This is a genomic window from Marmoricola endophyticus (assembly GCF_014644415.1).
In the GTDB taxonomy this organism is placed as follows: Bacteria; Actinomycetota; Actinomycetes; order Propionibacteriales; family Nocardioidaceae; genus Marmoricola; species Marmoricola endophyticus.
The window spans coordinates 989,058-1,014,281 of record NZ_BMKQ01000001.1; the positions used below are offsets into that span (position 1 = coordinate 989,058).

Consider the following 25,224-nt stretch of genomic DNA (forward strand, 5'->3'; position numbering starts at 1 on the left):
TGAAGTGAAGTTGAAGTCAAGGGGAGGAGCAGAGACGTGCGGACCACCGACGTGCTCACCGTCAGCGAGGTCGCCCACCGCAGCGGGTTCGCTGCCTCGGCGCTGCGCTTCTACGAGGACCGCGGCCTCATCGAGGCCGGCCGAAGCGCGGGCAACCAGCGGCGCTACCAGCGCAGCGTGCTGCGCCGGCTGGCGTTCATCCGCGCCGCCGGCAACGTGGGCCTGAGCATCGAGGAGATCCGCGACGAGCTCGAGCGCCTGCCCCGCGGTCGTACTCCCACCAAGGCCGACTGGCACCGGATCACCGTGCACTGGCGCTCGCGGCTCGACGAGCAGATCGCGGCGCTGGAGAAGCTCCGCGACGGCCTCGACTCCTGCATCGGCTGCGGCTGCCTGTCGCTGCAGCGCTGCGGGATCTCCAACCCCGACGACGCCGAGCGCCAACACGGGGCTGGAGCGAGGTTCCTCCCGGCCGCCCTCAGGCGTCCCTGAGCATCTCGGCGACCAGGTAGGCCAGCTCGAGCGACTGCACCCGGTTCAGCCGCGGGTCGACCACCGACTCGTAGCGATGGGCGAGCCCGGCCTCGGTGAGCTCCTCCCCTCCCCCGATGATCTCGGTGACGTCGTCACCGGTCATCTCGACGAGGATCCCGCCGGGCCAGGTGCCGACCTTGCGGTGCACGTCGAAGAAGCCCTGCACCTCGGAGATCACGTCCTCGAAGCGGCGCGTCTTGTAGCCGTTGGAGGCCTCGAAGGTGTTGCCGTGCATCGGGTCGCTCACCCACGAGACCGAGATCCCCTCGGCGGTGACCTTCTCCACCAGCGGCGGCAGCCCCTCGCGGATCTTGCCGGCACCGAAACGGGTGATGAAGGTCAGCCGCCCAGGCTCGTTCTCGGGGTTCAGCGTGCGCGCCAGGGCGATCGCGTCGTCGGCGGAGGCCGTGGGGCCGAGCTTGACCCCGATCGGGTTGCGCAGGTGCCGGAAGTACTCCACGTGCGCGCCGTCGAGCTGTCGGGTGCGCTCCCCGATCCAGACGAAGTGCCCCGAGACGTTGTACGGCGCACCGGTCCGCGAGTCCGTCCGCGTCATGGCGTGCTCGTACTCCAGCAGCAGGGCCTCGTGGCTGGAGTGGAAGTCGACGCGCCGCAGCTCCTCCGGGTCGGCCCCGATGGCGTTCATGAACGACAGCGCGCGGTCGATCTCGGCGGCCATCTGCTCGTAGCGCTGGCCGACGGCCGAGGTCCGCACGAAGTCGGTGTTCCAGGTGTGCACCTGCCGCAGGTCGGCGTACCCGCCGGTGACGAAGGCGCGCACGAGGTTCAGCGTCGCGGCCGAGGCGTGGTAGACGTCGAGCAGGCGACCCGGGTCGGGGATCCGGGAGGCCTCGGTGAAGTCGAAGCCGTTGACCGCGTCGCCGCGGTAGGCCGGCAGGGTCACCCCGTCGCGCGTCTCGAGGTCCGAGGAGCGCGGCTTGGCGTACTGCCCGGCGAGCCGGCCGAGCTTCACGACCGGCACGCTGGCGGCGTAGGTCAGCACGACCGACATCTGCAGCAGCACGCGCAGCTTGTTGCGCACGTTGTCGGCGGTCACGCCGTCGAAGGTCTCCGCGCAGTCGCCCCCCTGGAGCAGGAAGGCCTCGCCGCGGCCGACGGCCGCCATCTTCTCGCGGAGGTCGTCGCACTCGCCGGCGAAGACCAGCGGCGGCAGGGTGCGCAGCCGGGCCACCGAGGCGGCCAGGGCGTCGGGGTCGGGGTACGTCGGCTGCTGGGCCGCCCCGAGGGCGTGCAGGTCGGCGAGGGAGGGGACTGTCACGGACACGGGTCCATCGTAGGCGGCACGAGGAGTGCTCCTCGCGCCGCCGACAGTGGGTGAGAGGACGCGCTCAGTGCGGGTCGGCCAGCGGCCAGCCGCCCGCCACCAGCCGCGTCGAGACGCGCGCGACGTCCTCGGGGTGCGGCAGCTCGTTGGTGACCTTGGTGATCAGCTCACCGATGTCGGTCTCGGAGATCGGCTCGCCGCCGGACTTGAACACGACCTCGTGGGCGATCGCGCGGATCTCGTCCTCACTCATCTGCTGACGCTGCAGCAGGGCGATCAGCGGGAAGTAGTCGGTCGGGGGGACACCCTCGGGGTAGCCGGCACGCAGCCAGTCGAGGACGCGGACGACGGGGTTGCCGGTCGGCACGGGCCTCAGCCCTTGTGGGTGATGATGTAGATGCCGAACACGATCGCGGCGACGACGACCAGCAGGCACAGCCCGCCGACGACGCGGGCGGCGCCGTTGCGGGTCAGCGCGAAGCCGTCGGCGGAGTCGGCGCCGGTGGTGGCCTGGCCGGTGCCCACCGAGAGCACCTTGAGGCCGGCGGCGAAGACCAGCGGCAGCCCGGCGCCGAGCAGGACCCCGGTGGCCAGCACCTGGGCGACGACCTTCAGGTCGATGTAGTCGGACATGTCAGTCTCCTCAGACCGCGGCGGGGACGGAGGCGGCCGGCTCGAGCGCGCCCTCCCACTCGTCGTTGACGTTGTCGTGGCCGATCGGCGCACGGCGCGAGCGGACCCACATGTAGCCGGCGAGACCGACCATGATCGCGAAGACCACCAGGGTGCCGGCGAATCCGCCGATGCCGGCGGCGACGGCGTACGTGATCGCGCCGACCAGGCCCGCGGCCGGGAGCGTGAGGATCCAGGCGATCACCATCCGCCCGGCGATGCCCCACCGGACCTGCGCGCCCTTCTTGCCGACACCGGTCCCGAGGATCGAGCCGGTGGCCACGTGCGTGGTGGACAGCGAGAGACCGAAGTGGCTGGAGGCGAGGATGACCGCCGCCGAGGAGGACTCGGCGGCCATGCCCTGCGCGGGCTCGATCTCGACCAGTCCCTTGCCGAGCGTACGGATGATCCGCCAGCCGCCGAGGTAGGTGCCCAGCGCGATCGCCAGCGCGCAGGAGAAGATCACCCAGTCCGGGGTGGTGGCGCCGGCGGCCAGCGAGCCGGAGACGACCAGGGCGAGGGTGATGACCCCCATCGTCTTCTGCGCGTCGTTGGTGCCGTGAGCCAGCGAGACCAGCGAGGCCGAGGCCACCTGGCCCCAGCGGAAGCCCTCCTTGCGGTTGCCCTCGCGGACCCCGCCGGTGACCTTGAAGATCAGCCAGGTGCCCAGAGCGGCGACGCCGCCGGCGATGAACGGAGCCATCAGGGCCGGGATGACGACCTTGCTGGCGACACCGGTCCACAGCACGCCGCTGGTGCCGACTCCTGCGAGCACGGCACCGACGATGCCCCCGATCAGCGCGTGCGAGGAGCTGGAGGGCAGACCGAGCAGCCAGGTCAGCAGGTTCCACGTGATGCCGCCGACCAGGCCGCAGAAGATCAGGGTCAGGCCCTTGTCCCCCGCCGCGGCGGTCAACGTGCCCTGGTCGATGAGGTCCTTGGCGATCGCGGCGGCGACCGCGAGCGAGAGGAAGGCGCCGACCAGGTTGAGCACGGCCGACAGGGCGACGGCGACCTTGGGCCTGAGGGCGCCGGTGGCGATCGAGGTCGCCATCGCGTTGCCGGTGTCGTGGAACCCGTTGGTGAAGTCGAAGGCCAGAGCCGTCGCCACCACGAGGACGAGGATGATCGTTGCGGTCACAGGAGAAATGGTGAGCCCTCAGCAGAGGTGCTCACGACCATCACGAGGGTCGTTCACCCAGAGTTCATCTCCGCTCGGCCGGCTGTTCGCCGGCTTGGTGAGCGTGGTCACCGGGCCGGCGGTGGAGGCCCTCAGTCCTCCAGGTGCTCGATGTCGCGGAAGCCGGTCGCCTGGGCGCGTACGCCCCGGTTGGTGAACCAGGTGATCGCCCAGAGCACGATCCCGAGCAGCAGCATCCCGCCGGCGATCTGGTACTGCACCCAGTCGTCGCGGTCGCGGGCCCAGGGGCCGGCCAGGAACAGGCAGAGGACGGCCGCGAGGGCGGGTACGACGGTGGGCGCCCGGAAGGCCTTGGACGGGGTCGGGTCGCGCCGCAGGATCAGGCAGGCGACGTTGACGACGGCGAACACCACGAGGAGCAGCAGTCCGGTGGTGCCCGACAGCGCGGAGATCACCGTCGTCCCGGACAGGTAGGTGACCACCACGATCAGCACGAGCGCGAGCACGGTGGAGAAGGCAATGCCCGCCCACGGCGTACGCCGACCGGGCAGCACCTTCGCCAGCGAGCGCGGCAGCACGTCCTGCTTGGCCATGCCGTAGAGCAGCCGGCTGGCCATCAGCATGTTGATGAGGGCGGTGTTCGCGACGGCGAAGACCGTCAGGAACGGGAAGATCTTGTCGATCGGCAGCCCGGGGGCGCCGAGCTGGACGACGTTGAGCAGGACCTTGCCGTCCTCCTGGACCACGGCGTCGATCTGTCCGGCCGGGATCACCGCGATCACCGAGATCGCGACCAGGACGTAGATCACCACGGCGATGCCGAGGCCGGTGAGCATCATCCGCGGGAAGACCCGCTGGGGGTCCTTGGTCTCCTCGACCATGTTCACCGAGTCCTCGAAGCCGACCATGGAGAAGAAGGCGATCGCGGTCGCCACGGTGACCGCCAGGAACAGCCCGCGGTCGGTCTCGGAGTCGAAGGCCACCACCCGGGACATGTCGGCGTCGCCGCGACCCATCACGACGAACCCGATCACGATGACGATGGCCAGCGCGGTCATCTCCACGAGCGTGAGGACGACGTTGAACTTCACCGACTCCCCCACCCCGCGCAGGTTGATCCCGGCGAGCAGCAGCATGAACAGCAGCGCCACGACCGTCACGGCCGTCTTGCCCGCGGGGAGGTCGAGGCCGATCCCGTCGAGCCCGGCGAGCAGGTTGGTGGCCAGCAGGTTCGACGAGGTCGAGGCGCTGGTGATGCCCGAGCAGATCACGCCGAAGGCGACCAGGAAGGTCACGAAGTGCACCCCGAACGCCTTGTGCGTGTAGAGGGCCGCCCCGGCGGCCTGGGGGTACTTGGTGACCAGCTCGAGGTAGGACATCGCCGTCAGGGTCGCGACCGCGAACGCGACCAGGAACGGCACCCAGACGATCCCGCCCACCTCGGTGGCCATCTGCCCGGTGACGGCGTACACCCCCGCGCCGAGGATGTCCCCGACGATGAACAGCAGCAGCAGGCCGGGCCCCATCACCCGCTTGAGGTCACCGCTGGGCTCGCCTGACTGACTCGGGTTCTCGACGGTCGGTGCGCTCACGGTCTCTCCCCTGGGTCGTGATCCGGAGCACACAGCGTAGGGGGTGCGCAGGCCTCAGCCGAAGAACGCGGCCGCCTCGGCGTACTCGGCGTCGCTGACCAGCTTCAGCTCCCCGGTGGCCTCGGCAAGCGGGACGCGGACGACGTCGGTCCCGCGCAGGGCCGTCATCACACCGAAGTCGCCCTCGTGGACGGCCTTGACCGCCTCCAGCCCGAGCCGGGTGGCCAGCCAGCGGTCGAACGCCGTCGGGGTGCCGCCGCGCTGCACGTGCCCGAGCACGATGGCCCGCGTCTCCAGGCCGGTGCGCTGCTCGACCTCCTCGGCGAGCCGCTCGCCTACCCCGCCGAGGCGGACGTGACCGAAGGCGTCCTTCTCCCCGCTGGTCAGCGTCATGTCGCCACCCTCGCGGGGCACCGCCCCCTCCGAGACCACGACGATCGGTCCGACGCCGCGCCCGGCGGCGGAGCGGACGTGGCCGCAGACCTCGTCGACGTCGAACGGCTGCTCGGGGATCAGGGTGACCGCGGCTCCCCCGGCAAGCCCGGTGTGCAGCGCGATCCAGCCGGCGTGCCTGCCCATCACCTCGACGACCAGCGCCCGGTGGTGGGAGTCGGCCGTCGTGTGCAGCCGGTCGACCGCCTCGGTGGCGATGTTGACCGCGGTGTCGAAGCCGAAGGTGAAGTCGGTCGAGGACAGGTCGTTGTCGATCGTCTTGGGCACCCCGACCACGGGGACGCCGTCCGCGGTCAGCTTGGTGGCCACCCCGAGGGTGTCCTCCCCGCCGATGGCGACCAGCGCGTCGACCCCGAGGTCGGCGAAGGTCGAGCGGATCGCGTCGACGCCGCCGTCGACGGCGTACGGGTTGGTCCGCGACGACCCGAGGATGGTGCCGCCGCGGGTGAGGACGTTCTCCACCTCGGGCAGCCCGAGCGGAGTGGTGAGGCCCTCCAGGGGGCCGCGCCAGCCGTCGCGGAAGCCGACGAGGTCGAAGGAGTACTCCCCGATCCCGCGACGGACGACAGCCCTGATGACGGCGTTGAGGCCGGGGCAGTCGCCCCCGCCGGTGAGCACTCCGACGCGCACGGCGCCTCCTCGTGGACTACGGCTCTGCGGACAGCACAGAACCCTAGTGGGAGGCACCGCCCGGACGGTTCGCGCGGGCCTCGGTGCCGGCGGCGGGGTCGGCGGCGGGGTCGGCTGCGGGGTCGGTGCCCGCTGCGGGTGCGGCGCTGTTGCTGATCCGCTGACCGGCGAGCGGCATCACCCGGCCCAGGGGGACGCAGCAGGCGACCCCGAGCAGAGCGATCGCTCCCAGCACGGCCCACACCTGCCACGCACCGGCCCCCAGAAGCGCCAGGAACAGGCCCGGCGCGATCACGGCGGCGGCGTTCCAGGAGAGCTGGAAGGCAGCCTGGTAGCGCCCGCGGAGGTGGACGGGCGGGGCCTCGGCGGCAAGGGTCGACAGGACGGGGCCGCCGGTCATCTCGCCCAGCGTGTAGACGACCAGCGCACCGAGCACGACGGCGATCGCCACGTCTGCCATCGCGACCCGCCCGGCGAGGAAGAACGCGGCGAACGCCACGGCCGAGAAGCTCGCCGAGAGCACCACGGCGCGCCAGCGCACCATGCCGGTCATGGCGCGTACGGCCAGGCCCTGACCCAGTCCGACCATGACGGTGTTCAGCACGTAGACGGCTCCGGAGACCCAGCCCGGCAGCCCGAGCCGGTCGACGACGTACGCAGGGATGACGACGTTGAGCGCCATCGCGGACAGGGCGTAGCAGAGGTTGGCCCCGACCAGCCACCGGTAGCCGGGGTCCGCGAGCACGTCGCGCCACCTCCCGCGGGCACGGAGGCCGGCCTGCTCGGGCGGAGCTGACGCGGCCGGGGCGACCCGGACCCGTGCCATCAGGACGAAGGACACCAGGTAGCTGGCGGCGTTGAGGAGCACCACGGCGTGCAGGGCGTTCTCGCTGCGGACCGTCAGGGCGGCCGACGCCGCGAGGCCGCCGACGGCGAAGCCCGTGTTGCGCAGCGCGCTCAGCAGGCCGAACCACGCCTCTCGCTCGCCCGGCGCGGAGACCGCCGCGACCATCGGCGAGTAGGCGCCGAAGAACATGTTGCGTCCGACCCCGGTGATCGTCGCGACCACGCAGATGGCGACGGGGTCGCGGGCCAGGAGGTACGAGGCGAACCCGAGCAGCTGCAGCAGGTTGCCGGCCTGGAGGGTCCGCCGGGCGCCGAGACCGTCGACCAGCTGGCCGGCCACCAGGGCCGAGGGCAGCGCGAGCACGGCCGCCACCGAGAGCGCGAGACCGACGTGGGCGAGCGGGACGTCGGTGGTGCCGAGGAAGTACAGCACCGAGAGCGGGAGCCAGACGCCGCTGCCCAGCGCGTCGATCCCGACCGCAGCGACGAATCGCCGGTGGGACCCGACGACGGGGAACCCGAGACGCTGCAGCACCAGCCGATTGTTTAGGACGACTTCGGTCGTGCTCAATCGAAAGCAGATGATTGCGCCTTCATCTTCGCGCAGTGCGCTTCTCTGCGCGGCGGACCAACCGTCCTGCAGCGGCGCGACCTACGCTCTCGGCCATGACCTTCTCCATCGTCGCCCGCTCCCCCGACGGCGAGTCGTGGGGCGTCGCCGTCGCCTCGAAGTTCCTGGCCGTCGGGTCGGCCGTGCCCGCCGCGGTGGCCGGGATCGGCGCGCTGGCCACCCAGGCCGACGCCCACGTCGGCTTCAAGGGCGAGGGGCTCGCGATGCTCGCCGACGGCGCCACCGCCCAGGTGGCCCTCGACCGGTTGCTGGGCGACGACCCCGGCCGCGAGCACCGGCAGGTCGGCGTGGTCGACGTCGAGGGCGCCGCCGCCACGCACACCGGCTCCGGCTGCCTGCCCTGGGCCGGAGGGGTGGCCGCGCAGGACGTCGCGATCCAGGGCAACGTGCTCGCCGGTCCGGAGGTGGTCGAGGCGATGCGGGCGTCCTGGGACGCCACGGCGGACGAGCCCGTGCTGGCCCGGCGACTGCTGAGCGCGCTGCGGGCGGGCGACGAGGCCGGCGGCGACCGGCGCGGCCGGCAGTCGGCAGCACTGCTGGTCGTCCGCGACGGCGCCGGCTACGGCGGTCACGACGACCTGGCGGTCGACCTGCGCGTGGACGATCACGAGGCGCCGGTCGCTGAGCTGACTCGGCTGCTCGCGCTCAACGACCTCTACCTCACCGCCTCGACCGAGGAGGAGAAGGTGGCGGTCGACGCCGACCTCGCCGCCGAGCTGGATCGGCGCGCCCGCGACCTCGGCCAGCCGGACTTCGCGTCGTGGGTGGGGTCGGAGAACTACGAGATGCGCGTGGACGCCGCCACCCCACCGACCTGGGTCGACCGTCGGGTGCTCGCCGTCATCCGCGGGAGCTGAGGGACCGCTCCCACTCCCGGCCGATCCCCGGGACGCTGCGCTCCGCGCGCACCACCCACCACCCGACGAGCGCGGGGTCGGCGCCGTACGCCTGCGTGGTGAGCGTCGCGGCCGCCAGCAGGTGCGCGGCCCGGTTCCCGGCGTCCTCCTGGGCCCGGCGCGCGGCGTCGGCGGCAGCGTCCCACGCGCGCCCGGGATCGGGGAGCGGGAGGTCGGCCACCTGGGTGGCGCTGAGCTTGACCGCGGAGGCGGCGAGAGCAGAACCGGCGTACTCCGCCGCGGCGTGGGCGGTCAGGACGGGCGAGAGCAGCGCGGCCAACAGGTGCCAGAGCCGGTGCGGTGGCGCCACGACGCTCAGCACGGGGACGCCGGGCAGCCAGGTCCCGGTCTCGTCCGCGACCGCCTCCAGCACGCGGCCCTGTGTGGCGAGGAGGAGCTTGGGCACCGTGCGCGCCGCCGCCCAGCGCGCCATCGCCGGCTCGAGCCCGCTGAGCGGTACGACGGGGTGCTGCCAGTCGCGCCGCGCGAAGCGCGTGGGGCGCTCGCCCCACGCCGCGTACGCCGGGTCGATCGTGCCGCTGGTCAGCAGAGCAGGGCTGTCGGGGCCCGCGCTGTGCTCGCCGCCTTCGACGACGCAGCCGACGAGCCCGTAGTACTGGTCGCGGAAGTCGGCGGTGACACGAGCCTCCTCACCGAGGCGCCGACGGTGCGCGAGTCCCGGCACCGGGTACGGGTGCTCGGCCAGCAACCGACCCCACCCGTCCTGCGGAGCGGCCACCTCACGGGCCGGGCCGCCGTCCTCGATCACCCGGACCGTGCCGCCGCCCACCGCGCCCCGCCGCAGCACCGGCGCACAGGTCAGCACCGGGGTGCCCGGGAACACCGGGCGGGTGCCGGCCCAGAGCCCGACCAGGGCGGCCCGGTCGTTCACGGCCCGCCGCACGGGTCCGGCGTCGCGGGCGGAGAGCAGCGCACGCGGCTGGACCAGGGCCAGGCGCCCGCCCGGCGCGAGGAGCGCGGCGCCGCGCAGCAGGACCGCCGCGCTGAGGTCGGTGTACGGCCCGAGGGCGACGCCGTCCACCTCCGGCGGCACCTCGGCGTACCCACCTCGGCGCAGCCGGCTGCGGAACGGCGGGTTGCCGACCACCACGTCGCAGGCGCCGTCCAGCCCGGGCAGCGGCCGCAGCGCGTCGGCGACGCGCAGCCGCACGCCGGTGGGCAGGGCCGCCCGCGCGATCTCGACCGCGACGGGGTCGATGTCCACGCCGTGGACGCACCCGGCCGCCGCCGTGACCGGGTCCTGGTGCCCGGCCCGGCGCAGCCGCGAGGCGAGTCGTCGTACGGCTGCGGCGAGGAAGCGGCCCGACCCGCAGGTCGGGTCGCACACCCGCAGCGCGAGCAGGGCTGCCGGGTCGTCGCCGGCCTCGTCCAGCACGGGGTCCAGGGCCTGGTCGAGCAGCAGGTCCACGAGCCAGGGCGGCGTGTAGAAGGTGCCGCGACCGGCGCGCTGCGCGCCGAGCAGCAGCTCGTACGCCGACCCGAGGTCCGTGTCGGCCGGCACCGCCGCGACGGCGGTCCTGACCCGCTCCGGTGAGACAGCGCCACCGGCGCGCGCCCTCAGCAGGACACGGATCGTCTCCCCTGCGAGCGCCGCTGCGGACGGCGCACCGGGAGCGAGCGCCGCCAGGGCGTCGCGGACCGCGAGCACCGCGGCCGCCGTCGGGTCAGCGACCAAGCGCGTCCAGTGCCGCCCGGGCGTCGTCCCGCGCACGCACCGCCTCCGCCAGCAGGTCTCGCGCCTCGTCTCGAGCGGTTTCGGCCTCCTCGACCTGCTCCTCGACGTCCTCGGCCGACTCCTCCAGCTCGCCGATGCGTCGTTGCAGCTCGTCGACCTCGCTGCGCAGCTGCAGGGCCCGTCCCTGCAGCTCCTCGAGGTCGTGGTCGCGCTGCGCGACCTCGTCCTCCGCCCCGGCGACCTCGGTCTCGGCGCGCTGCAGCTCCTCGCGCGCCGCCTCGCGGCGGATGCCCGGGTCCGTGGGCACCGCGTGCAGGGCGGGCCCCGGGTCGGACGGGTCCGGCTCGATCCGGGTGCCCAGTGCCGACGGGACCGCCACGAGCTCGTCGTACGACGTCGCCGGCGGGACGCTGAGCGGCCCGACCAGCAGGCCGGTGCGTACCGCCTCGGCGGCGTCGGCGTCGAGCATCGCCGCGGTCAGCGTGGCCTCGACCTGCTCGGCGACCGACCCGCTGATCCGGACCCCGGCCTCCTGGGCGAGCTGACGCGCCCGGGTGGCCAGTGCCGACGTCAGCTGGCGGCGCTGGCGGGTCAGCGCCCGCAGCCCGTCGCCGTCCAGCGCCTCGGCCGCGGCCCGCAAGGACTCCGCCATCCCCAGCGCCTGGTCGATCTGCTCGGCCTCTCGGCGGACCAGCAGGTTGATCGCCCAGGCGGCGGCCGCCGGCTTGCGGAGCGCCCCGAGCGCGGCAGCCAGGTCGGCGTCCCCCTCCTGCTTGGCCGCCTTGGCGGCCGCGTTGCGGGTCGCCGTGAACTCGTTCGGCACGACGGCGTACAGCCGCTGCGCCTGACCGAGCAGCTGCTCAGGCACGGGCCGGGCGCGTGGAGGACTTCGCGGCCCAGACGCGGTTGAAGTTCGCGAGGTAGGAGGTGTACGTCCGCGGCCCCGGGTAGCGCGCCACGATGTCGTCGCTGACGAAGCCCAGCGCCGTGAAGTTCATCGACCCGGTCCACACCTGCTGGCCGCGGGTGTTGTTCCAGGTGCCGGACACGGCGACGTACTTGCTGTGGCTGTAGTCCGCGACCTTGCCCCCGCGCGACGTGGTCGAGCGGCGCATCGGGATCGGCCCGTGCCCGTGGCCCTTGGCCCGCAGGACGCGCATCACCTGCTTGCTCGCGAACGAGTAGATGATCCGGACGTCGCAACCCTGGTCGGCACGCTGACGGATCAGCTTCGCCAGCGCGACCCCGCGGTCGCCGTGCCAGGCGTACATGCTGATCCGGATGCTGGTGCGCTGCGCCGTCCGCCTCGCGGCGACGGCCTTCGACCGGGCGACCTGCTTGGCCTTCGGCATGGCCTTGATCCGGCGCGCCTGCGTCTTGGTCACCCTCGGCGCCGGACCGACGCAGGAGATCCGGTTCAGGTCGGCCGCGACGGGGTCGTTGGCGGGCGTGGTGCCGGGCCGCGGGAAGACCCAGGCGGTCAGCTTCTTCGTCACGAAGGTGGTGAACGGCGAGGGGGCGTCCAGGGTCATCTGCTCGAAGACCCCACGCAGCCGGGTGTACGTCGCCCGCCCCACGGTCACGTCCAGGTGGTTCCACTGCCCCACTGCGGCGAACCTGGTGAGGTTGGCCGAGGCGATCATCGACACGAACCCCGCGTGCCCGACCTGGCTGAACAGGTAGATCTTCGTGTGCTGGTTGCCGGCCGACCCCCGGCAGGAGCCCCGGCAGGTGCTGACGAAGCTGGTGTCGGGCGTGACCACCGTGCCGCGCGGCCGCTTGTTCAGCGCCTTCGAGAGCGTGCGGAACGGCTTGGACTTCTTCGCCTGGTACCGGTTGACGACGACCTGCACGGAGACGCCCCGGCGGTGGGCGGCCACGAGCGCCTCGGTGATGGTCGCGTCGATGAAGGTGAAGGTGCTGAGCCGGATCTCCGAGCCCGCGGGCGAGGCCTTGACCGCGGCGAGGACCTGGTTCCGGATCCGGAACCGGTCGGCGGCCCGCCTGGCCAGGGGGTAGTTGAAGTACGTCGCGTCGTGCGGCGTCCACGCCCGCTCCTGGGCCAGCTTCCGCGCCGCCGCTGCCTTGCGCACGGCCGCGGCCCTGGCCGCCTTCGCTGCGCGAGCGGCACGCTTCTGGGCCGCCTTCTGCCGAGCAACCTTCTTCTGGGCCGCCTTCTGCTGGGCGGCCTTCTGCTTCGCCGGGCCGGGCTGCTTCGCCTGGACGACGGCGGCAGGGCTCGCTGCGGTGGCCGTACCGGCGAGGACCAGCTCACCGCCCAGCAGCCCGAGTACGACGGCCGCAACGGCGGCGAGGCGTCCGAGACGAGTGCTCACGGGCAGCGAAACTAGCCCGCCGACCGCCGGATCGGACGCAGGCGCGCTGTGACTGATGTGACTAGTGTGACTGCCGAGACTGGGCGTCCCGCTCCGCACGGCGCTCCCTGGTCTGGGTGACGGCGTCGCGGGCGAACTCGTAGCCGGAGGTGATGGTGAGCACCACGGCCACCGCCAGCAGCGCCACGGCGATCCCCGACAGGACCAGACCGGGGACCCGCCAGACGCCGGAGAGCTCGGCGAACGGCGCGATGAACATCCCGAGCGCCAGCGACTGCGCGACGGTCTTGACCTTGCCGCTCTGCCGCGCCGCGATGACGACGTGCTTGGCCACGGAGAGCCGGGCCAGCGTCACCGACCACTCCCGCACCAGGACGACGACGGCGACCACCCACCACAGCCAGGCGGGAAGCACCGGGTGGATGATCGCGAGGCCGACGAAGGCCATGCCGGTGATCGCCTTGTCCGCGATCGGGTCTGCGATCTTGCCGAAGTCCGTCACCAGGCCGTGCTTGCGGGCCAGGTCGCCGTCGATCTTGTCCGTGAGCATCGCCAGCGCGAAGAGCAGCCAGGCCACCCAGCGCCAGAGGAGGTCCTCGCCACCGTCGTAGAGCAGCGCCCACGCGAAGAACGGCACCATCACGATGCGCAGCGTGGTCAGCGCGTTGGGGACGTTCCAGTTGCTCGTACCGGACGTCTCGCTCATCGCGGCGAACCCGTCGGGACGGCGACCAGGTCGGCGCCCTCGGACCCGACCACCCGGGCCGGCACCAGGTCGCCCACGCTCAGCGTGTCGACCAGGTCGGTGAGCACCGTCGTGCCGTCGACCTCCGGACCCTGGTGGGCCGCCCTGCCCTCGACCTCGTCGTCGACCGTCTCGACCAGCACGAGCACATCCTCGCCGATCCGTTCCTCGGCCCGCTGCGCGGTGAGCTGCTCGACCAGGTCGGTGACGTGGGCGACCCGGTCGGCGACCTCGTCGGGGTCGACCTTGCCGTCGTACGAGGCCGCCTCGGTGCCGTCCTCGTCGGAGTAGCCGAACACCCCGCACACGTCGAGACGGGCCTCGACCAGGAAGTCGCACAGCGTCGCGACGTCGTCCTCGGTCTCCCCCGGGAAGCCGACGATGACGTTGGCGCGCACCCCGGCCTCGGGGGCCAGCGCACGCACCTGCCCGAGAAGCCCGAGGAACGACTCGGGGTCGCCGAAGCGGCGCATCCGCCGCAGGAGCGGGCCGGAGGCGTGCTGGAAGGACAGGTCGAAGTACGGCGCCACGCCCTCGGTGCCCGCGATCGCGGCCAGCAGCTCCGGGCGGGTCTCGGCCGGCTGGAGGTACGACACGCGCACCCGCTCCACGCCGTCGACCGCGGCCAGCTCGGGCAGCAGCCGCTCGAGCAGGCGCAGGTCGCCGAGGTCCTTGCCGTACGACGTGGAGTTCTCGCTGACCAGGAAGAGCTCGCGCGCACCGTGCTCGCCGAGCCAGCGCGCCTCGTCGAGCACGTCGGTCGGGCGGCGGGAGACGAACGAGCCCCGGAAGCGCGGGATGGCGCAGAAGGCGCACCGCCGGTCGCAGCCCGACGCCAGCTTCAGCGGTGCCATCGGGCCGCCGTCGAGCCGGCGGCGTACGACCCGGGGGCCGGTCGCGGGCCCGCCCACGCCGACCGTGGTCGGGTCGGTGCCGTGCCCGGGCAGGACCACACCGGCAGAGGACCGCTCGACCGGCGAGATCGGGAGCAGCGCGCGCCGGTCGCCCGGCGTGTGCGCCTGGTGGGTCTCCCCCGCGACGATCGCCCGCAGCCGCGCACCGATGTCGGGGTAGTCGTCGAAGCCCAGCACCGCGTCGGCCTCGGGCAGCGAGTCGGCCAGCTCCGAGCCGTACCGCTCGGCCAGGCAGCCGACGGCGACGACCGACGTCGCCGAGCCGTCCACCTTGAGGTCGGCGGCGGCGAGCAGCGTGTCGACGGAGTCCTTCTTGGCCTGCTCGACGAAGCCGCAGGTGTTGACGAGCACGGTCTCGGCGTCGGCCGGCTCGTCCACGAGGGTGAACCCGTCGGCCTCGAGGCGGCCGGCCAGCTCCTCGGAGTCGACCTCGTTGCGGGCACACCCGAGGGTCACGAGGGCGACGGTCCGGGGCAGGGTCTGGTCAGTCATGATCGTCTCCGATCATCCCTCACCGACGGGCTCCACTCCAGCCGAGGGCCCCGAGTGCACGGCGGGCCCGTCAGCCGAGGGTGGTCGCGGTCGCGCCGACGGTGCGCTCGGCGCCGGCACGCGCCCACCCGGCGTCGCGCTTGCTCACGCGTACGACGTCGGCGTCCGCCGCGACGACCGTCAGCGGGCCCGTGCCCTTCACCCTCTCCGGGTGGCCCGGGGAGACCCGGCCCTGGTGGACCACCCTGCCCGTGGTGTCCCGGACGGTGACGCGGGTGGCCCGGTCGGGAGTACGGATCAGCAGCCGGGTCGTGCCGTCGGCCTGCGCTGCGAGCTGCGCGGACTCGTCGCCGCGCGGGCTCTGAGCCTCCTCCCCGCCGGCGGTCGCGAACCGGGCGACGCTCCAGGCGAGCACGAGGCAGAGCGCGACCGCGGCCACCACGGACCAGCGAGGGCCCTGCAGCGTGGCCTGCACCGCCTGGCGAACCCGGGCGAGGAACCCCGTCGCCGCGCCACCACGGGCGTGGAGGACGGTGCTCGCGCTGACCGGCTCGTGGGCGTACGCCGCGTCGAAGTCGGCGACGAGCTCCGCGGCGTCCAGGCCGAGGACGCCGGCGATCGTCCGCAGGTGGCCGCGGGCGTAGAAGTCGCCGCCGCACGGGTCGAAGTCCTCGTTCTCGATCGCCTCGATGACGTGCTCGCGGATCCGGGTGCGGCCGCTGACCTGCGCCACGCCGAGGCCGACCCGCTCGCGTGCCTCCCGCACACGAGGGCCGATCAGGGGGACCACCTCGGGCTCGAAGTCCTCGAGCACCTCGTCGGCCGCCTCGTGGTCGGCGCCGATCCGGGTCGCGGCCGCCAGCCGGACGCGTACCGACCCCAGCGTGCTCCGGGTCGTCGCCAGCCGTCCGCCCGCGGACACGGAGGTCTCGTCGTACGCCTCCTGGTCGAAGGGCTCGTCGAGCGCCTCGGCGGGCGTGCCCCGGTCGTCCCTGTCGTCACGGACGTCGCGGCCGTCATGACCGTCGCGCTCGTCGACGTCGTCGCCCGGACCGTCCGCGTCTCGACGCTGCATCAGCCCGGCCACCTCCACGACGCGGGCCCGGCCCGCGGCCAGGTCGGTCAGGTCGGCCACGAGCTCGCCGTGGCTGCTGATCGCGGTGGTCATGCCCAGGGGGACGACGAGCGGGCCGCCGTACACCTGCCGGCTCAGCCGCAGGTCGCGCACCGCCCGCGCGTCGAGGTCGGCGAAGGCGGACTCGGGGTCGAGCGGCTCGACCAGGAGACGGCCGTCGTGCAGCAGCGAGGTGCGCGGCTCGACGACGACCTCCCGGACCTCGGCCCACGGCAGTCCGCGCCACGTGCCGCCGAGACGGACCCGGACGCCGAGGTCGTCGGCGACCAGGAGCGGGGTACGGGCGTCACGCACGGTGAGTGCCTGGTGCACGGCGAGCGCGAGGAGCAGCACCGCCGGCACCCAGGCGCCGAGGCCACCGCCGCCCACGGCACGGACGAGGTAGCCCACACCGAGGAGCAGCGAGACGACGAGCACGCCGAGGGCGAGCGCGCCGTTGCGGCGCACCGTCACCTCCGACGTCGTGGTGCCGCGGTCGGGGCGGTCGAGGTCGGTCATGTCCGGGTTCACTGTTCCCCCTGGAGGGTCGCGATCACGTCGTCGAGATCGTCGGGCTTGATGAGGACGTCACGGGCCTTGGACCCCTCGCTCGGGCCGACGATGCCGCGGCTCTCGAGGATGTCCATCAGTCGGCCGGCCTTGGCGAAGCCGACCCGGAGCTTGCGCTGCAGCATCGAGGTGGACCCGAACTGCGTGGACACGACCAGCTCGACGGCCTGGACCACGAGCTCGAGGTCGTCGCCGATGTCGTCGTCGAGCACACGCTCCGACTGCTGCGGGACGGTGACGTCCTCGCGGTACGTCGGCTGGAGCTGGTCGGTGCAGTGCTTGACCACACCGGCGATCTCGCCCTCGCCGACCCAGGAGCCCTGGACCCGGACCGGCTTGCTCGCGCCCATCGGCAGGAACAGCCCGTCACCCTGGCCGACCAGCTTCTCCGCACCCGGCTGGTCGAGGATGACCCGGCTGTCGCCGAGGCTCGAGGTGGCGAACGCGAGCCGCGAGGGCACGTTGGCCTTGATCAGCCCGGTGACCACGTCGACGCTCGGCCGCTGGGTGGCGAGCACCAGGTGGATGCCGGCGGCACGTGCCAGCTGGGTGATCCGGACGACCGAGTCCTCCACGTCGCGCGGGGAGACCATCATCAGGTCGGCGAGCTCGTCGACGATCACGAGCAGGTACGGGTACGGCGCCAGCGTGCGCTCGCTGCCCGGCGGCACGGTGACCTTGCCGGCGCGCACCGCCTTGTTGAAGTCGTCGATGTGACGGAACCCGAAGGCGGCGAGGTCGTCGTAGCGCATGTCCATCTCGCGCACGACCCACTGCAGCGCCTCGGCAGCCTTCTTGGGGTTGGTGATGATCGGGGTGATCAGGTGCGGGACGCCCTCGTAGGCGTTCAGCTCGACCCGCTTGGGGTCGACCATGATCATCCGCACCTCGTCGGGCGTCGCCCGCATCAGCACGGAGGTGATCATCGAGTTGATGAAGGACGACTTGCCGGAGCCGGTGGCGCCGGCGACGAGCAGGTGCGGCATCTTCGCGAGGTTGGCGCACACGAACCCGCCCTCGACGTCCTTGCCGAGCCCGACGACCATCGGGTGGTGGTCGTTGCGCGCGACGCTGGAGCGCAGCACGTCGCCGAGGGAGACGATCTCCTTGTCGGTGTTCGGGATCTCCACCCCGATCGCGGACTTGCCGGGGATCGGGCTGAGGATCCGTACGTCGGCCGAGGCCACCGCGTAGGCGATGTTCTTGCTCAGCGCGGTGATCTTCTCGACCTTGACCCCGGCGCCGAGCTCGACCTCGTAGCGGGTGACCGTCGGGCCGCGGGTGTACCCGGAGACCTTGGCGTCGACGCCGAACTCCTCGAGCACCTGGGTCAGCCGGTCGACGACGTCGTCGGAGGCCTTGGTCCGCGGCTTGTGCGCGGTCCCGGCCTTGAGGGCGTCGCCGCCGGGCAGGGTGTAGGTGATGTCGCCGGACAGGGTCAGCTGCTCCGCGCGCGCAGGCAGCTGCTCGTGCGGCGGCGGCACCAGCTCGGGGGTCGGGGTCGGGTCGATGACCGCGGCGGGGCCGGGATCGACCGCCGGCTCCGGCTCGGGGTCCGGCTTGGGCTTCGAGCGCGTCCTCTTGGGGGCGGGGGCCTCCTCCAGCACCGGGGTGTCGTACGCCGGGTCGCCCATCTCGGGGTCGAACACCTCGTCCGCGCCGCTGCCCCTGCGCCTGCGGGGCTTCGCCGGCGGGGTCTCCTCGACCGCTGCGTCGGCCTCGTCGTCGTACGCCGTGCGGCCGAGGAGGCGGTCGCGCCCCTCCTTCAGCCGGTCCGGGATCCGGTAGACCGGCGTCGCCGTCACCACGAGCACGCCGAAGGCCGCGACGAGGGTGAGCAGGCAGACCGCGATGACGTCGCTGCCCAGCAGGTCGGTCAGGACCTTGTCGACGAGGAAGCCGACCACGCCACCGCCGTCGCGCAACGGGGAGATGTCGCCGTCCGCGGGCTGCGGCGAGCCCTTCGCCGACTGCACGATGCCGAGGACGCCGATGCTCAGCGCCCCCCAGCCGATCAGCTGGCGCCCGGCCGGGCCGTTGTGCTCGGGGTCGCGCAGGTTGCGCCAGGCGATGACCGCGAGGACGAGCGGGACCGCCCAGGCGAGTGCGCCGACGGCGCCCTCGACCAGCGCGCGGACGCCACCGCCGAGGCTGCCGGCCAGACCGAACCAGGTGCTCCCCGCGACCACCACGGCGAGCCCGACGAGGAACAGCCCGACGCCGTCTCGGCGGTGCTCGGGCTCCAGCTCACCGGCCGAGGCACCGACCTTGCGGACGCCCGACCCGAAGGCGTGGGCGGTGCTCACCCAGACGGACCCGACGCCGCTGCCGAGCGCGGTGAACAGCCGCGCGACGGGGCTCGGGCCGCTGCGGACGGCCCTGGGGGCAGGACGGGCCGGACGGCGCGACTTCGCTGCCGTGCCGGTCTTCTTCTTCCCCGTCGTACGGCCTCGCGAGCCCGCGCCACTCTTGCTCGTGGTGGACCGGGATCGCGACGCCGCCGGGGAAGACGTACGGGTCGCCATGCCACGCAACCTACGTCAGCGCCACTTCTGCACCACGTGTCACACGCCGAACAGCAATCACAGATGTCGCGGACGTCGACCGCATCCTCGCGCGGGTGCCGGCGCGACCCACCGGGCTGAGAGAATCGACACGTGACCCCGCGCGACAGGCACCTGATGGACCCGGCGGTCCTGCGCGCGAACTACGAGCGGGCCGAGCGCGCCCGCGAGCAGGCTCGGCGCGAGGGACGACCGGTGAGCACGCGCGGCGAGACGGTGTACGTCACGGACCGGCCGCCGTCCGACCGGCCGGGCATGGCGCTGGAGACGGTGCGCCGGATCGTCATCGCCGCGCTCGTCGTCACCACGCTGGTCCACCTCACCGGCGGCTTCGTGGTGGCCGGGCTGGTCGCCGACGACCGTCCCGCCCGGATCGGGCTGGAGGTCATGGCGAGCGTCACCGGCGTGCTCACCGTGGTCTCCGCGCTGCTGGTCTTCCGGTACGACCTGCGCTCGCGGGCCGCCCTGTGGCTCCCGCTCGGGCTCGTGCCCGGTCTCCTCGGCCTCTGGCTCACCCTGCAGTAGCCGACCAGCCGGGGTCCCGGCCCGTCAGCGCCAGCAGCGCGGTCTCGGCGTCCGCGTCCGACGGCACCTCGACGGCCGGCCCGAACAGGCCGGGCACACCGTCGGGCGCCTGCTGGCTCACGGCTCGTGCGAAGGCGAGGGCACCCGCGACCGCAGCCGGGTCGAGCGAGCAGTCCTGCCCGGTCGCGCGGGCGAGGTCCCAGGTGTGCACGACCACCTCGTCCAGGGCGGTCGCCGCGCACTCGGCTCCGGACTGCTCCACCCCCGCGATCCGCGTGCGCCCCTCCCACGCGTCGCCGTCGCGCCAGGCGGCGGCCAGCGTCTCGAGCTCGGCGGCGATCGCCTCGCGCCACCCGGCGTCCAGGTTCGTACCGTCGGGCTCGGGCGGGTCGTCGTCCAGGTCCTGCTTGCGTGCAGCGGCGGTGAAGCCGCGGGCGCAGCCCTGCACGTGGTCCACCAGGTCGGCGACGTCCCACCCGGGGCACGGCGTCGGCAGCGACAGCTGGTCGTCCCGTACGCCGGCGACGACGCGTGCGAGCTCGGTCGTGGCGGTCGCGAAGTCGATCATGTCCCTACCGACCCGCGCCGCCGCGCGAACTCATCGGTCGGGCTCAGGCCTCGAGCACGACCGGGATGATCATCGGCCGGCGGCGCAGCCGGTTGCCGACCCAGCGGCCCACGACCCGGCGGATCACCTGCTGCAGCTGGTAGTTGTCGGTCGTCCCCTCCGCCACCGCCTTGGTCAGCGCGTCGACGATGCCGGGGCGGATGTCGTCGAACGTGGCCTCCTCCTCGGCGAAGCCGCGCGCCTGGATCTCCGGGCCGCTGATCACCTTGCCGGACGTGGAGTCGACGACGACGATCACCGAGACGAAGCCCTCCTCGCCGAGGATCCGACGGTCCTTCAGCGAGGACTCCGAGACGTCGCCGATCGAGGAGCCGTCGACGAAGACGTACCCGCAGTCGACCTTGCCGGTGACCTGCGCACGGCCCTCGACCAGGTCGACGACGACGCCGTCCTCGGCGATCACCACGTGGTCGTCGGGGACGCCGGCTGCACGGGCGAGGTCGGCGTTCGCCACCATGTGGCGGATCTCGCCGTGCACCGGCATGACGTTGCGCGGCTGCACGATGTTGTAGCAGTAGAGCAGCTCACCGGCGCTCGCGTGCCCGCTGACGTGCACCAGCGCGTTGGACTTGTGGACCACCTCGGCGCCGAGCTTGGTCAGCCCGTTGATGACGCGGAAGACGGAGTTCTCGTTGCCGGGGATCAGCGAGGACGCCAGCACCACCGTGTCGCCGGGCACGATGCTGACGAAGTTGTGCGTGCGCTGCGCGATCCGCGACAGCGCCGACATCGGCTCGCCCTGGGAGCCGGTGGAGATCATCACCGTCTTCTCGGGCGGCATGTTGCCGAGCTCCTTGGCGTCGACCAGCGTGCCGGGCGGCACGTGGAGGTAGCCGAGGTCACGGGCGATGCCCATGTTGCGCACCATCGAGCGGCCGACGTACGCCACCTTTCGGCCGTGCTCGACCGCCGCGTCGAGCACCTGCTGCACCCGGTGCACGTGCGAGGCGAAGCAGGCGACGATGATCCGCTGGTCGCTGGAGTAGAAGACCCGGTCCAACACCGGGGCGATGTCCTTCTCCGACGTCGTGAAGCCGGGGACCTCCGCGTTGGTGGAGTCGGTGAGGAAGAGGTCGACGCCCTCCTCCCCCAGCCGGGCGAAGGCGCGCAGGTCGGTGATCCGACGGTCCAGCGGCAGCTGGTCCATCTTGAAGTCGCCGGTGTGCAGCACCATCCCGGCAGGCGTACGGATCGCGACCGCGAGCGCGTCCGGGATGGAGTGGTTGACCGCCACGAACTCCAGGTCGAAGGGCCCGAAGGAGACCCGGTCACCCTCGGAGACGATCGCCTGCATCGGCTTCTCGATCCGGTGCTCGCGCAGCTTGGAGCCGAGCAGCGCCAGTGTGAGCTGCGACCCGACGAGGGGGATGTCGCGCCGCTCGCGCAGGAGGTACGGCACCGCGCCGATGTGGTCCTCGTGCCCGTGGGTGAGGACGAGCGCCTCGACCGCGTCCAGCCGGTCCCGGATCGCGTCGAAGTCCGGGAGGATCAGGTCGACGCCCGGGTGGTGGTCCTCGGGGAAGAGGACGCCGCAGTCGACGACCAGCAGGCGGCCGTCGTACTCGAAGACGGTCATGTTGCGGCCGACCTCGCCCAGCCCGCCGAGCGGGATGACGCGGAGGCCGCCGGAGGCGAGCGGGGGCGGTGCGGACAGCTCGGGGTGTGCGTGACTCACAGCAGGGATGCGCCTTCCAGGGCCGCGCGCAGCGCCGCGACCTCGTCGTCGTCGAGAGGGACCAGCGGTCCACGTACGTTGCGGTTGTCGAGCACGCCCAAGAGCTCCAGGGCGGCCTTGGCAGTGGTCGCACCGTAGTTCGGCACGCCCATCACCGCCTCGAACGCCGGGACCAGTCGGGTGAACGTGGCGAGGGCGCCGGCGGTGTCGCCGGCGTCGAACAGCCGGACCACCTCCGACAGCTGCTCACCGGCGGCGTGACCGGCCACCGACACGATGCCGCAGGCGCCGTGCACGAGATAGCCGAGCAGCAGGGCGTCGTCACCGCAGTAGACCTCGTAGCCGAGCTCGCGCAGCGCGATGACCCTGGTCGGGTCCCCGGTGGCGTGCTTGACCGTGGTGACGGAGTCGAGTCCGATCGCCTGCTCGTAGACCGACATCGGGATCGCCTGCCCTGTGCGACCCGGCACGTCGTAGAGCATCACCGGCAGGTCGGTGGCCCGGGCCACCTCGGTGAAGTGGTGCAGGATGCCGGCCGGCCCGGGCTTGTTGTAGTACGGCGTCACCAGGAGGACGGCATCGGCACCGGCCTTCTCCGCACCGAGCGCGAGCTCGACCGAGTGCGCGGTGGAGTTCGTGCCGACCCCGGCGATCACGGCCCCACGCCCACCGACGGCGTCCTTGACCGCACGGACGATGTCACCGTCCTCGGCGACGGTCGTCGTCGGCGACTCGCCGGTGGTGCCCGACACGACGACGCCGTCGTTGCCGTGGGTGAGCAGGTGATCGGCGATCGCGGCCGTGCCGGCCAGATCGACCGAGCCGTCGCCGGCGAACGCCGTGGCCATCGCGGTCAGCACCCGGCCGTAGGGAGCGGGAGGCAGGGTCATGGGCCCCACCGTATCGGTGTCCGGGGTCAGCTCCGGATGGCGCGTCGGAAGTCTCGTACGGGGATGCACCGAAGTCCCGCGAAGGCCCGCAACACGCCGCAGTCAGGGGTGTGAGCCCGACGTCGGTGTATCCCCGTACGCGGCGACCCGCCTCAGACCTGGCGCATGGCGACGACGCGCGCGATCGTGCCGTCGCCGGGCACGAAGGTCACGAAGGCGGCGAACTGGGCGCGGCCCTCGTCGCTGCGGCGCACCCCCTCCGCCGCCACCACGTCGCCCTGGCCGAGCAGGTGGCGCAGGTGCAGGTGGGTCACGCGCAGCCGGGCCATCTGCTCGATCGCGGGGCGCACCTCCGCGACGCCGTGCAGCGTCTCGCCGCCGGAGGTCTCGAACACCACGTCGTCGGCGAGCGGGGCGCAGCTGGCGTCGAGGTCGCCGTACGCGAGCGCCACCAGCCAGTCGCGGACGATCCCCGCACGTGGCTCGTCGCAATCGGGGTCGACCTGGACGGTGACGTCTCGCCGGGCGTTCTCGGGCATGCCGACTCCTGCGACTGGGCGGATCGGGGAGGGTGCTCCGACCCTACCAACGCAGGCTCAGGCGTCCGCGTGGTCGCGCACCGCCGCTGCAGCCTCGTCGGCGAGCCGCTCCGGCGGGGCCGCGACGTCCAGGCGTACGCCCGCCTCGTCGGCGCCGAGCTGCTCCAACGTGTCCAGCTGGGAGTCCATCAGCGAGGGCGGCATGAAGTGACCCTCCCGTGCGGCCTGGCGGTCCTTGAGCAGCTGCGGGTCACCGTCGAGGTGGACGAAGAAGGTCCCCGGCGCCCCGGCGCGCAAGCGGTCCCGGTACGCGCGCTTGAGCGCGGAGCAGGTGACCACCACGGGGCCGTCGGTCGACTCCAGCGCCGCGGCGACCCGGTCCAGCCAGGGCCAGCGGTCGTCGTCCGTCAACGGCGTGCCGGAGCGCATCTTGTCGCGGTTGGCCTGCGGGTGCAGGTCGTCCCCCTCGACCAGCGCGGCACCGATCCGGTCCGCCAGCTTCTCGGCCACCGTGGTCTTGCCCGACCCCGAGACGCCCATCACGACCACCCGTGCACTCAACGCCGCTCCCACCGCACCACGTCGTACGCCGTCTCGCCCGGCACGTGCTCGCGCGCCACCTCGACCCACGCGTCGCGGTCGAACGAGGGGTAGCGCACGTCGCCCTCGGGCTCCAGGTCCACCTCGGTCAGGACCTGGGCGTCGGCGAACGGCATCGCGGCCGCGTAGACCTGCGCTCCCCCGGCCACCATCAGCTCACCGTCCAGGTCCGCCGCGAGCGCGCGCGCCTGCTCCATGTCGTGGGCGACGAGCACCCCCTGCGCCGACCACTCGCGGTCGCGGGTGAGGACGATCGTCGTGCGCCCCGGCAGCGGGCGCCCGATCGAGTCGTACGTCGTACGCCCCATCAGCAGGGTGTGGCCCAGGGTCAGCTCCTTGAACCGGCGCTGCTCCCCCGGGATCGACCAGGGGATGTCGGGGCGGCCGTCGGTCGAGGTGCCGATGACGCCGTTGCGGGCGACCGCGGCGACGAGGGTCGTCATACGGCGATCGGCGCCTTGATGCCGGGGTGCGGGTCGTAGCCCTCGACAACCACGTGCTCGAGGTCGAAGGCGTCCAGCGCGGTCACCGACGGGTCCAGCCACAGGGTGGGCAGCGGGCGCGGCTCGCGGGTCATCTGCAGCCGGGCCTGGTCGAGGTGGTTGAGGTAGAGGTGCGCGTCACCGAGCGTGTGCACGAAGTCGCCGACCTCCAGCCCCGTCACCTGGGCGACCATGTGGGTCAGCAGGGCGTACGAGGCGATGTTGAACGGCACACCGAGGAACACGTCGGCCGAGCGCTGGTAGAGCTGGCAGCTCAGCCGCCCCGGCCCGTCGTCCAGCGGCGCGACGTAGAACTGGAACATCGTGTGGCACGGCGGCAGGGCCATGTCGGGCACGTCGGCGACGTTCCACGCCGACACCACGTGGCGCCGGGAGTCCGGCGAGCGCCGGATCTGGTCGACGACCTGGGCGATCTGGTCGACGTGGCGCCCGTCGGGAGTGGGCCAGGAGCGCCACTGGTAGCCGTACACCGGGCCGAGGTCGCCGTTCTCGTCGGCCCACTCGTCCCAGATCGACACGCCACGCTCCTGCAGCCACCTGACGTTGGTGTCACCGCGCAGGAACCACAGCAGCTCGGCGAACACCGAGCGCGTGTGCACCTTCTTGGTCGTCACCAGGGGGAAGCCCTCGGTCAGGTCGAAGCGCATCTGGTGACCGAAGACGCTCAGCGTCCCCGTGCCGGTGCGGTCGCCCTTCTCGACGCCCTCGTCCAGGATCCGGCGGAGGAGGTCGAGGTAGGCCTGCATGGGTCGG

At 72.8% G+C, this 25,224-nt stretch carries 24 protein-coding genes; 3 read left to right on the plus strand and 21 right to left on the minus strand.

All coding sequences use genetic code 11. The features are described from left to right. Positions 1 to 36: 36 nt before the first annotated feature. Positions 37 to 492, plus strand: a complete 456-nt coding sequence (gene soxR, locus IEX42_RS04850; RefSeq protein ID WP_188778723.1) for a redox-sensitive transcriptional activator SoxR — start codon at positions 37 to 39, stop codon at positions 490 to 492. Here soxR and IEX42_RS04855 read toward each other — a convergent pair. The 7 genes from IEX42_RS04855 to IEX42_RS04885 all read right to left on the minus strand — a co-directional run bounded on the left by IEX42_RS04855 (position 479) and on the right by IEX42_RS04885 (position 7,688). Continuing rightward, positions 479 to 1,819: a class II 3-deoxy-7-phosphoheptulonate synthase gene (locus IEX42_RS04855; protein WP_188778724.1), complete on the minus strand. Its 1,341-nt coding sequence runs from the start codon at positions 1,817 to 1,819 to the stop codon at positions 479 to 481. The two genes, soxR and IEX42_RS04855, sit on opposite strands and share 14 nt — an antisense overlap. A gap of 64 nt (positions 1,820 to 1,883) precedes the next feature. Next, the gene (locus tag IEX42_RS04860; RefSeq protein WP_188778726.1) at positions 1,884 to 2,186 is read right to left on the minus strand and encodes a DUF3349 domain-containing protein; all 303 of its coding nucleotides are present in this window, start codon (positions 2,184 to 2,186) and stop codon (positions 1,884 to 1,886) included. A gap of 5 nt (positions 2,187 to 2,191) precedes the next feature. Next, on the minus strand, positions 2,192 to 2,452 hold the full coding sequence (locus IEX42_RS04865; RefSeq protein ID WP_188778728.1) for a hypothetical protein: 261 nt from the start codon (positions 2,450 to 2,452) through the stop codon (positions 2,192 to 2,194). 10 nt (positions 2,453 to 2,462) lie between these two features. Then, positions 2,463 to 3,632, minus strand: a complete 1,170-nt coding sequence (locus tag IEX42_RS04870; RefSeq protein ID WP_188778731.1) for an inorganic phosphate transporter — start codon at positions 3,630 to 3,632, stop codon at positions 2,463 to 2,465. A 131-nt stretch (positions 3,633 to 3,763) separates the two neighbouring features. Beyond that, positions 3,764 to 5,224, minus strand: coding sequence for an APC family permease (locus IEX42_RS04875; protein WP_229660597.1), 1,461 nt, complete (start codon positions 5,222 to 5,224; stop codon positions 3,764 to 3,766). Positions 5,225 to 5,278: 54 nt separating this feature from the next. After that, positions 5,279 to 6,307: a 6-phosphofructokinase gene (locus tag IEX42_RS04880; RefSeq protein WP_188778733.1), complete on the minus strand. Its 1,029-nt coding sequence runs from the start codon at positions 6,305 to 6,307 to the stop codon at positions 5,279 to 5,281. A gap of 43 nt (positions 6,308 to 6,350) precedes the next feature. Beyond that, a complete protein-coding gene (locus IEX42_RS04885; RefSeq protein WP_188778735.1) occupies positions 6,351 to 7,688 on the minus strand; it encodes an MFS transporter in 1,338 nt (445 codons plus the stop codon). Positions 7,689 to 7,819: 131 nt separating this feature from the next. Between IEX42_RS04885 and IEX42_RS04890 the strand changes: the two genes are divergently transcribed. Further along, a complete protein-coding gene (locus IEX42_RS04890; protein ID WP_188778737.1) occupies positions 7,820 to 8,641 on the plus strand; it encodes a DUF1028 domain-containing protein in 822 nt (273 codons plus the stop codon). Here the strand turns inward: IEX42_RS04890 and IEX42_RS04895 are convergent. The 7 genes from IEX42_RS04895 to IEX42_RS04925 all read right to left on the minus strand — a co-directional run bounded on the left by IEX42_RS04895 (position 8,625) and on the right by IEX42_RS04925 (position 19,072). Next, positions 8,625 to 10,412 (minus strand): HsdM family class I SAM-dependent methyltransferase, encoded by a 1,788-nt coding sequence (locus IEX42_RS04895; protein ID WP_188778739.1) that lies wholly within the window; start codon positions 10,410 to 10,412, stop codon positions 8,625 to 8,627. The two genes, IEX42_RS04890 and IEX42_RS04895, sit on opposite strands and share 17 nt — an antisense overlap. Continuing rightward, a complete protein-coding gene (locus tag IEX42_RS04900; RefSeq protein WP_188778741.1) occupies positions 10,366 to 11,244 on the minus strand; it encodes a hypothetical protein in 879 nt (292 codons plus the stop codon). The genes IEX42_RS04895 and IEX42_RS04900 overlap by 47 nt, the downstream gene beginning before the upstream one ends. After that, the gene (locus IEX42_RS04905) at positions 11,237 to 12,712 is read right to left on the minus strand and encodes a phospholipase D-like domain-containing protein (protein WP_188778743.1); all 1,476 of its coding nucleotides are present in this window, start codon (positions 12,710 to 12,712) and stop codon (positions 11,237 to 11,239) included. Before IEX42_RS04905 ends, IEX42_RS04900 begins: the two co-directional genes overlap by 8 nt. 61 nt (positions 12,713 to 12,773) lie before the next feature. Continuing rightward, positions 12,774 to 13,418, minus strand: coding sequence for a CDP-diacylglycerol--glycerol-3-phosphate 3-phosphatidyltransferase (gene pgsA, locus IEX42_RS04910; RefSeq protein ID WP_188778744.1), 645 nt, complete (start codon positions 13,416 to 13,418; stop codon positions 12,774 to 12,776). Then, the gene (locus tag IEX42_RS04915) at positions 13,415 to 14,863 is read right to left on the minus strand and encodes a MiaB/RimO family radical SAM methylthiotransferase (RefSeq protein ID WP_188778746.1); all 1,449 of its coding nucleotides are present in this window, start codon (positions 14,861 to 14,863) and stop codon (positions 13,415 to 13,417) included. Before IEX42_RS04915 ends, pgsA begins: the two co-directional genes overlap by 4 nt. Positions 14,864 to 14,933: 70 nt before the next feature. Next, entirely contained in the window at positions 14,934 to 16,496 is a 1,563-nt protein-coding gene (locus IEX42_RS18075) for a helix-turn-helix domain-containing protein (RefSeq protein ID WP_229660598.1), read from the minus strand. 8 nt (positions 16,497 to 16,504) lie between these two features. Then, positions 16,505 to 19,072 carry an FtsK/SpoIIIE family DNA translocase gene (locus tag IEX42_RS04925; RefSeq protein WP_188778748.1) on the minus strand — a complete coding sequence of 856 codons (2,568 nt, stop codon included), beginning with the start codon at positions 19,070 to 19,072 and terminating at the stop codon, positions 16,505 to 16,507. 132 nt (positions 19,073 to 19,204) lie between these two features. On the opposite strand from IEX42_RS04925, the gene IEX42_RS04930 reads away from it, so the two are divergent. Further along, entirely contained in the window at positions 19,205 to 19,636 is a 432-nt protein-coding gene (locus IEX42_RS04930) for a hypothetical protein (RefSeq protein WP_188778750.1), read from the plus strand. Here IEX42_RS04930 and IEX42_RS04935 read toward each other — a convergent pair. From IEX42_RS04935 to IEX42_RS04965, 7 genes are all read right to left on the minus strand, one after another. Then, on the minus strand, positions 19,623 to 20,204 hold the full coding sequence (locus tag IEX42_RS04935; protein WP_188778752.1) for a TIGR03086 family metal-binding protein: 582 nt from the start codon (positions 20,202 to 20,204) through the stop codon (positions 19,623 to 19,625). The genes IEX42_RS04930 and IEX42_RS04935 overlap by 14 nt on opposite strands. A gap of 43 nt (positions 20,205 to 20,247) precedes the next feature. Beyond that, complete coding sequence (locus tag IEX42_RS04940) at positions 20,248 to 21,939, minus strand: ribonuclease J (protein ID WP_188778758.1); 1,692 nt, start codon at positions 21,937 to 21,939, stop codon at positions 20,248 to 20,250. After that, the gene (gene dapA, locus IEX42_RS04945) at positions 21,936 to 22,829 is read right to left on the minus strand and encodes a 4-hydroxy-tetrahydrodipicolinate synthase (protein ID WP_188778760.1); all 894 of its coding nucleotides are present in this window, start codon (positions 22,827 to 22,829) and stop codon (positions 21,936 to 21,938) included. Before dapA ends, IEX42_RS04940 begins: the two co-directional genes overlap by 4 nt. A 152-nt stretch (positions 22,830 to 22,981) precedes the next feature. Then, positions 22,982 to 23,368 carry a nuclear transport factor 2 family protein gene (locus IEX42_RS04950; protein ID WP_188778762.1) on the minus strand — a complete coding sequence of 129 codons (387 nt, stop codon included), beginning with the start codon at positions 23,366 to 23,368 and terminating at the stop codon, positions 22,982 to 22,984. Positions 23,369 to 23,425: 57 nt separating this feature from the next. Then, positions 23,426 to 23,929 carry a gluconokinase gene (locus tag IEX42_RS04955; RefSeq protein ID WP_229660599.1) on the minus strand — a complete coding sequence of 168 codons (504 nt, stop codon included), beginning with the start codon at positions 23,927 to 23,929 and terminating at the stop codon, positions 23,426 to 23,428. Beyond that, the gene (locus IEX42_RS04960) at positions 23,926 to 24,411 is read right to left on the minus strand and encodes a dihydrofolate reductase (protein WP_188778764.1); all 486 of its coding nucleotides are present in this window, start codon (positions 24,409 to 24,411) and stop codon (positions 23,926 to 23,928) included. The genes IEX42_RS04955 and IEX42_RS04960 overlap by 4 nt, the downstream gene beginning before the upstream one ends. Beyond that, positions 24,408 to 25,217 (minus strand): thymidylate synthase, encoded by an 810-nt coding sequence (locus IEX42_RS04965; RefSeq protein ID WP_188778766.1) that lies wholly within the window; start codon positions 25,215 to 25,217, stop codon positions 24,408 to 24,410. Before IEX42_RS04965 ends, IEX42_RS04960 begins: the two co-directional genes overlap by 4 nt. Positions 25,218 to 25,224: the final 7 nt, after the last annotated feature.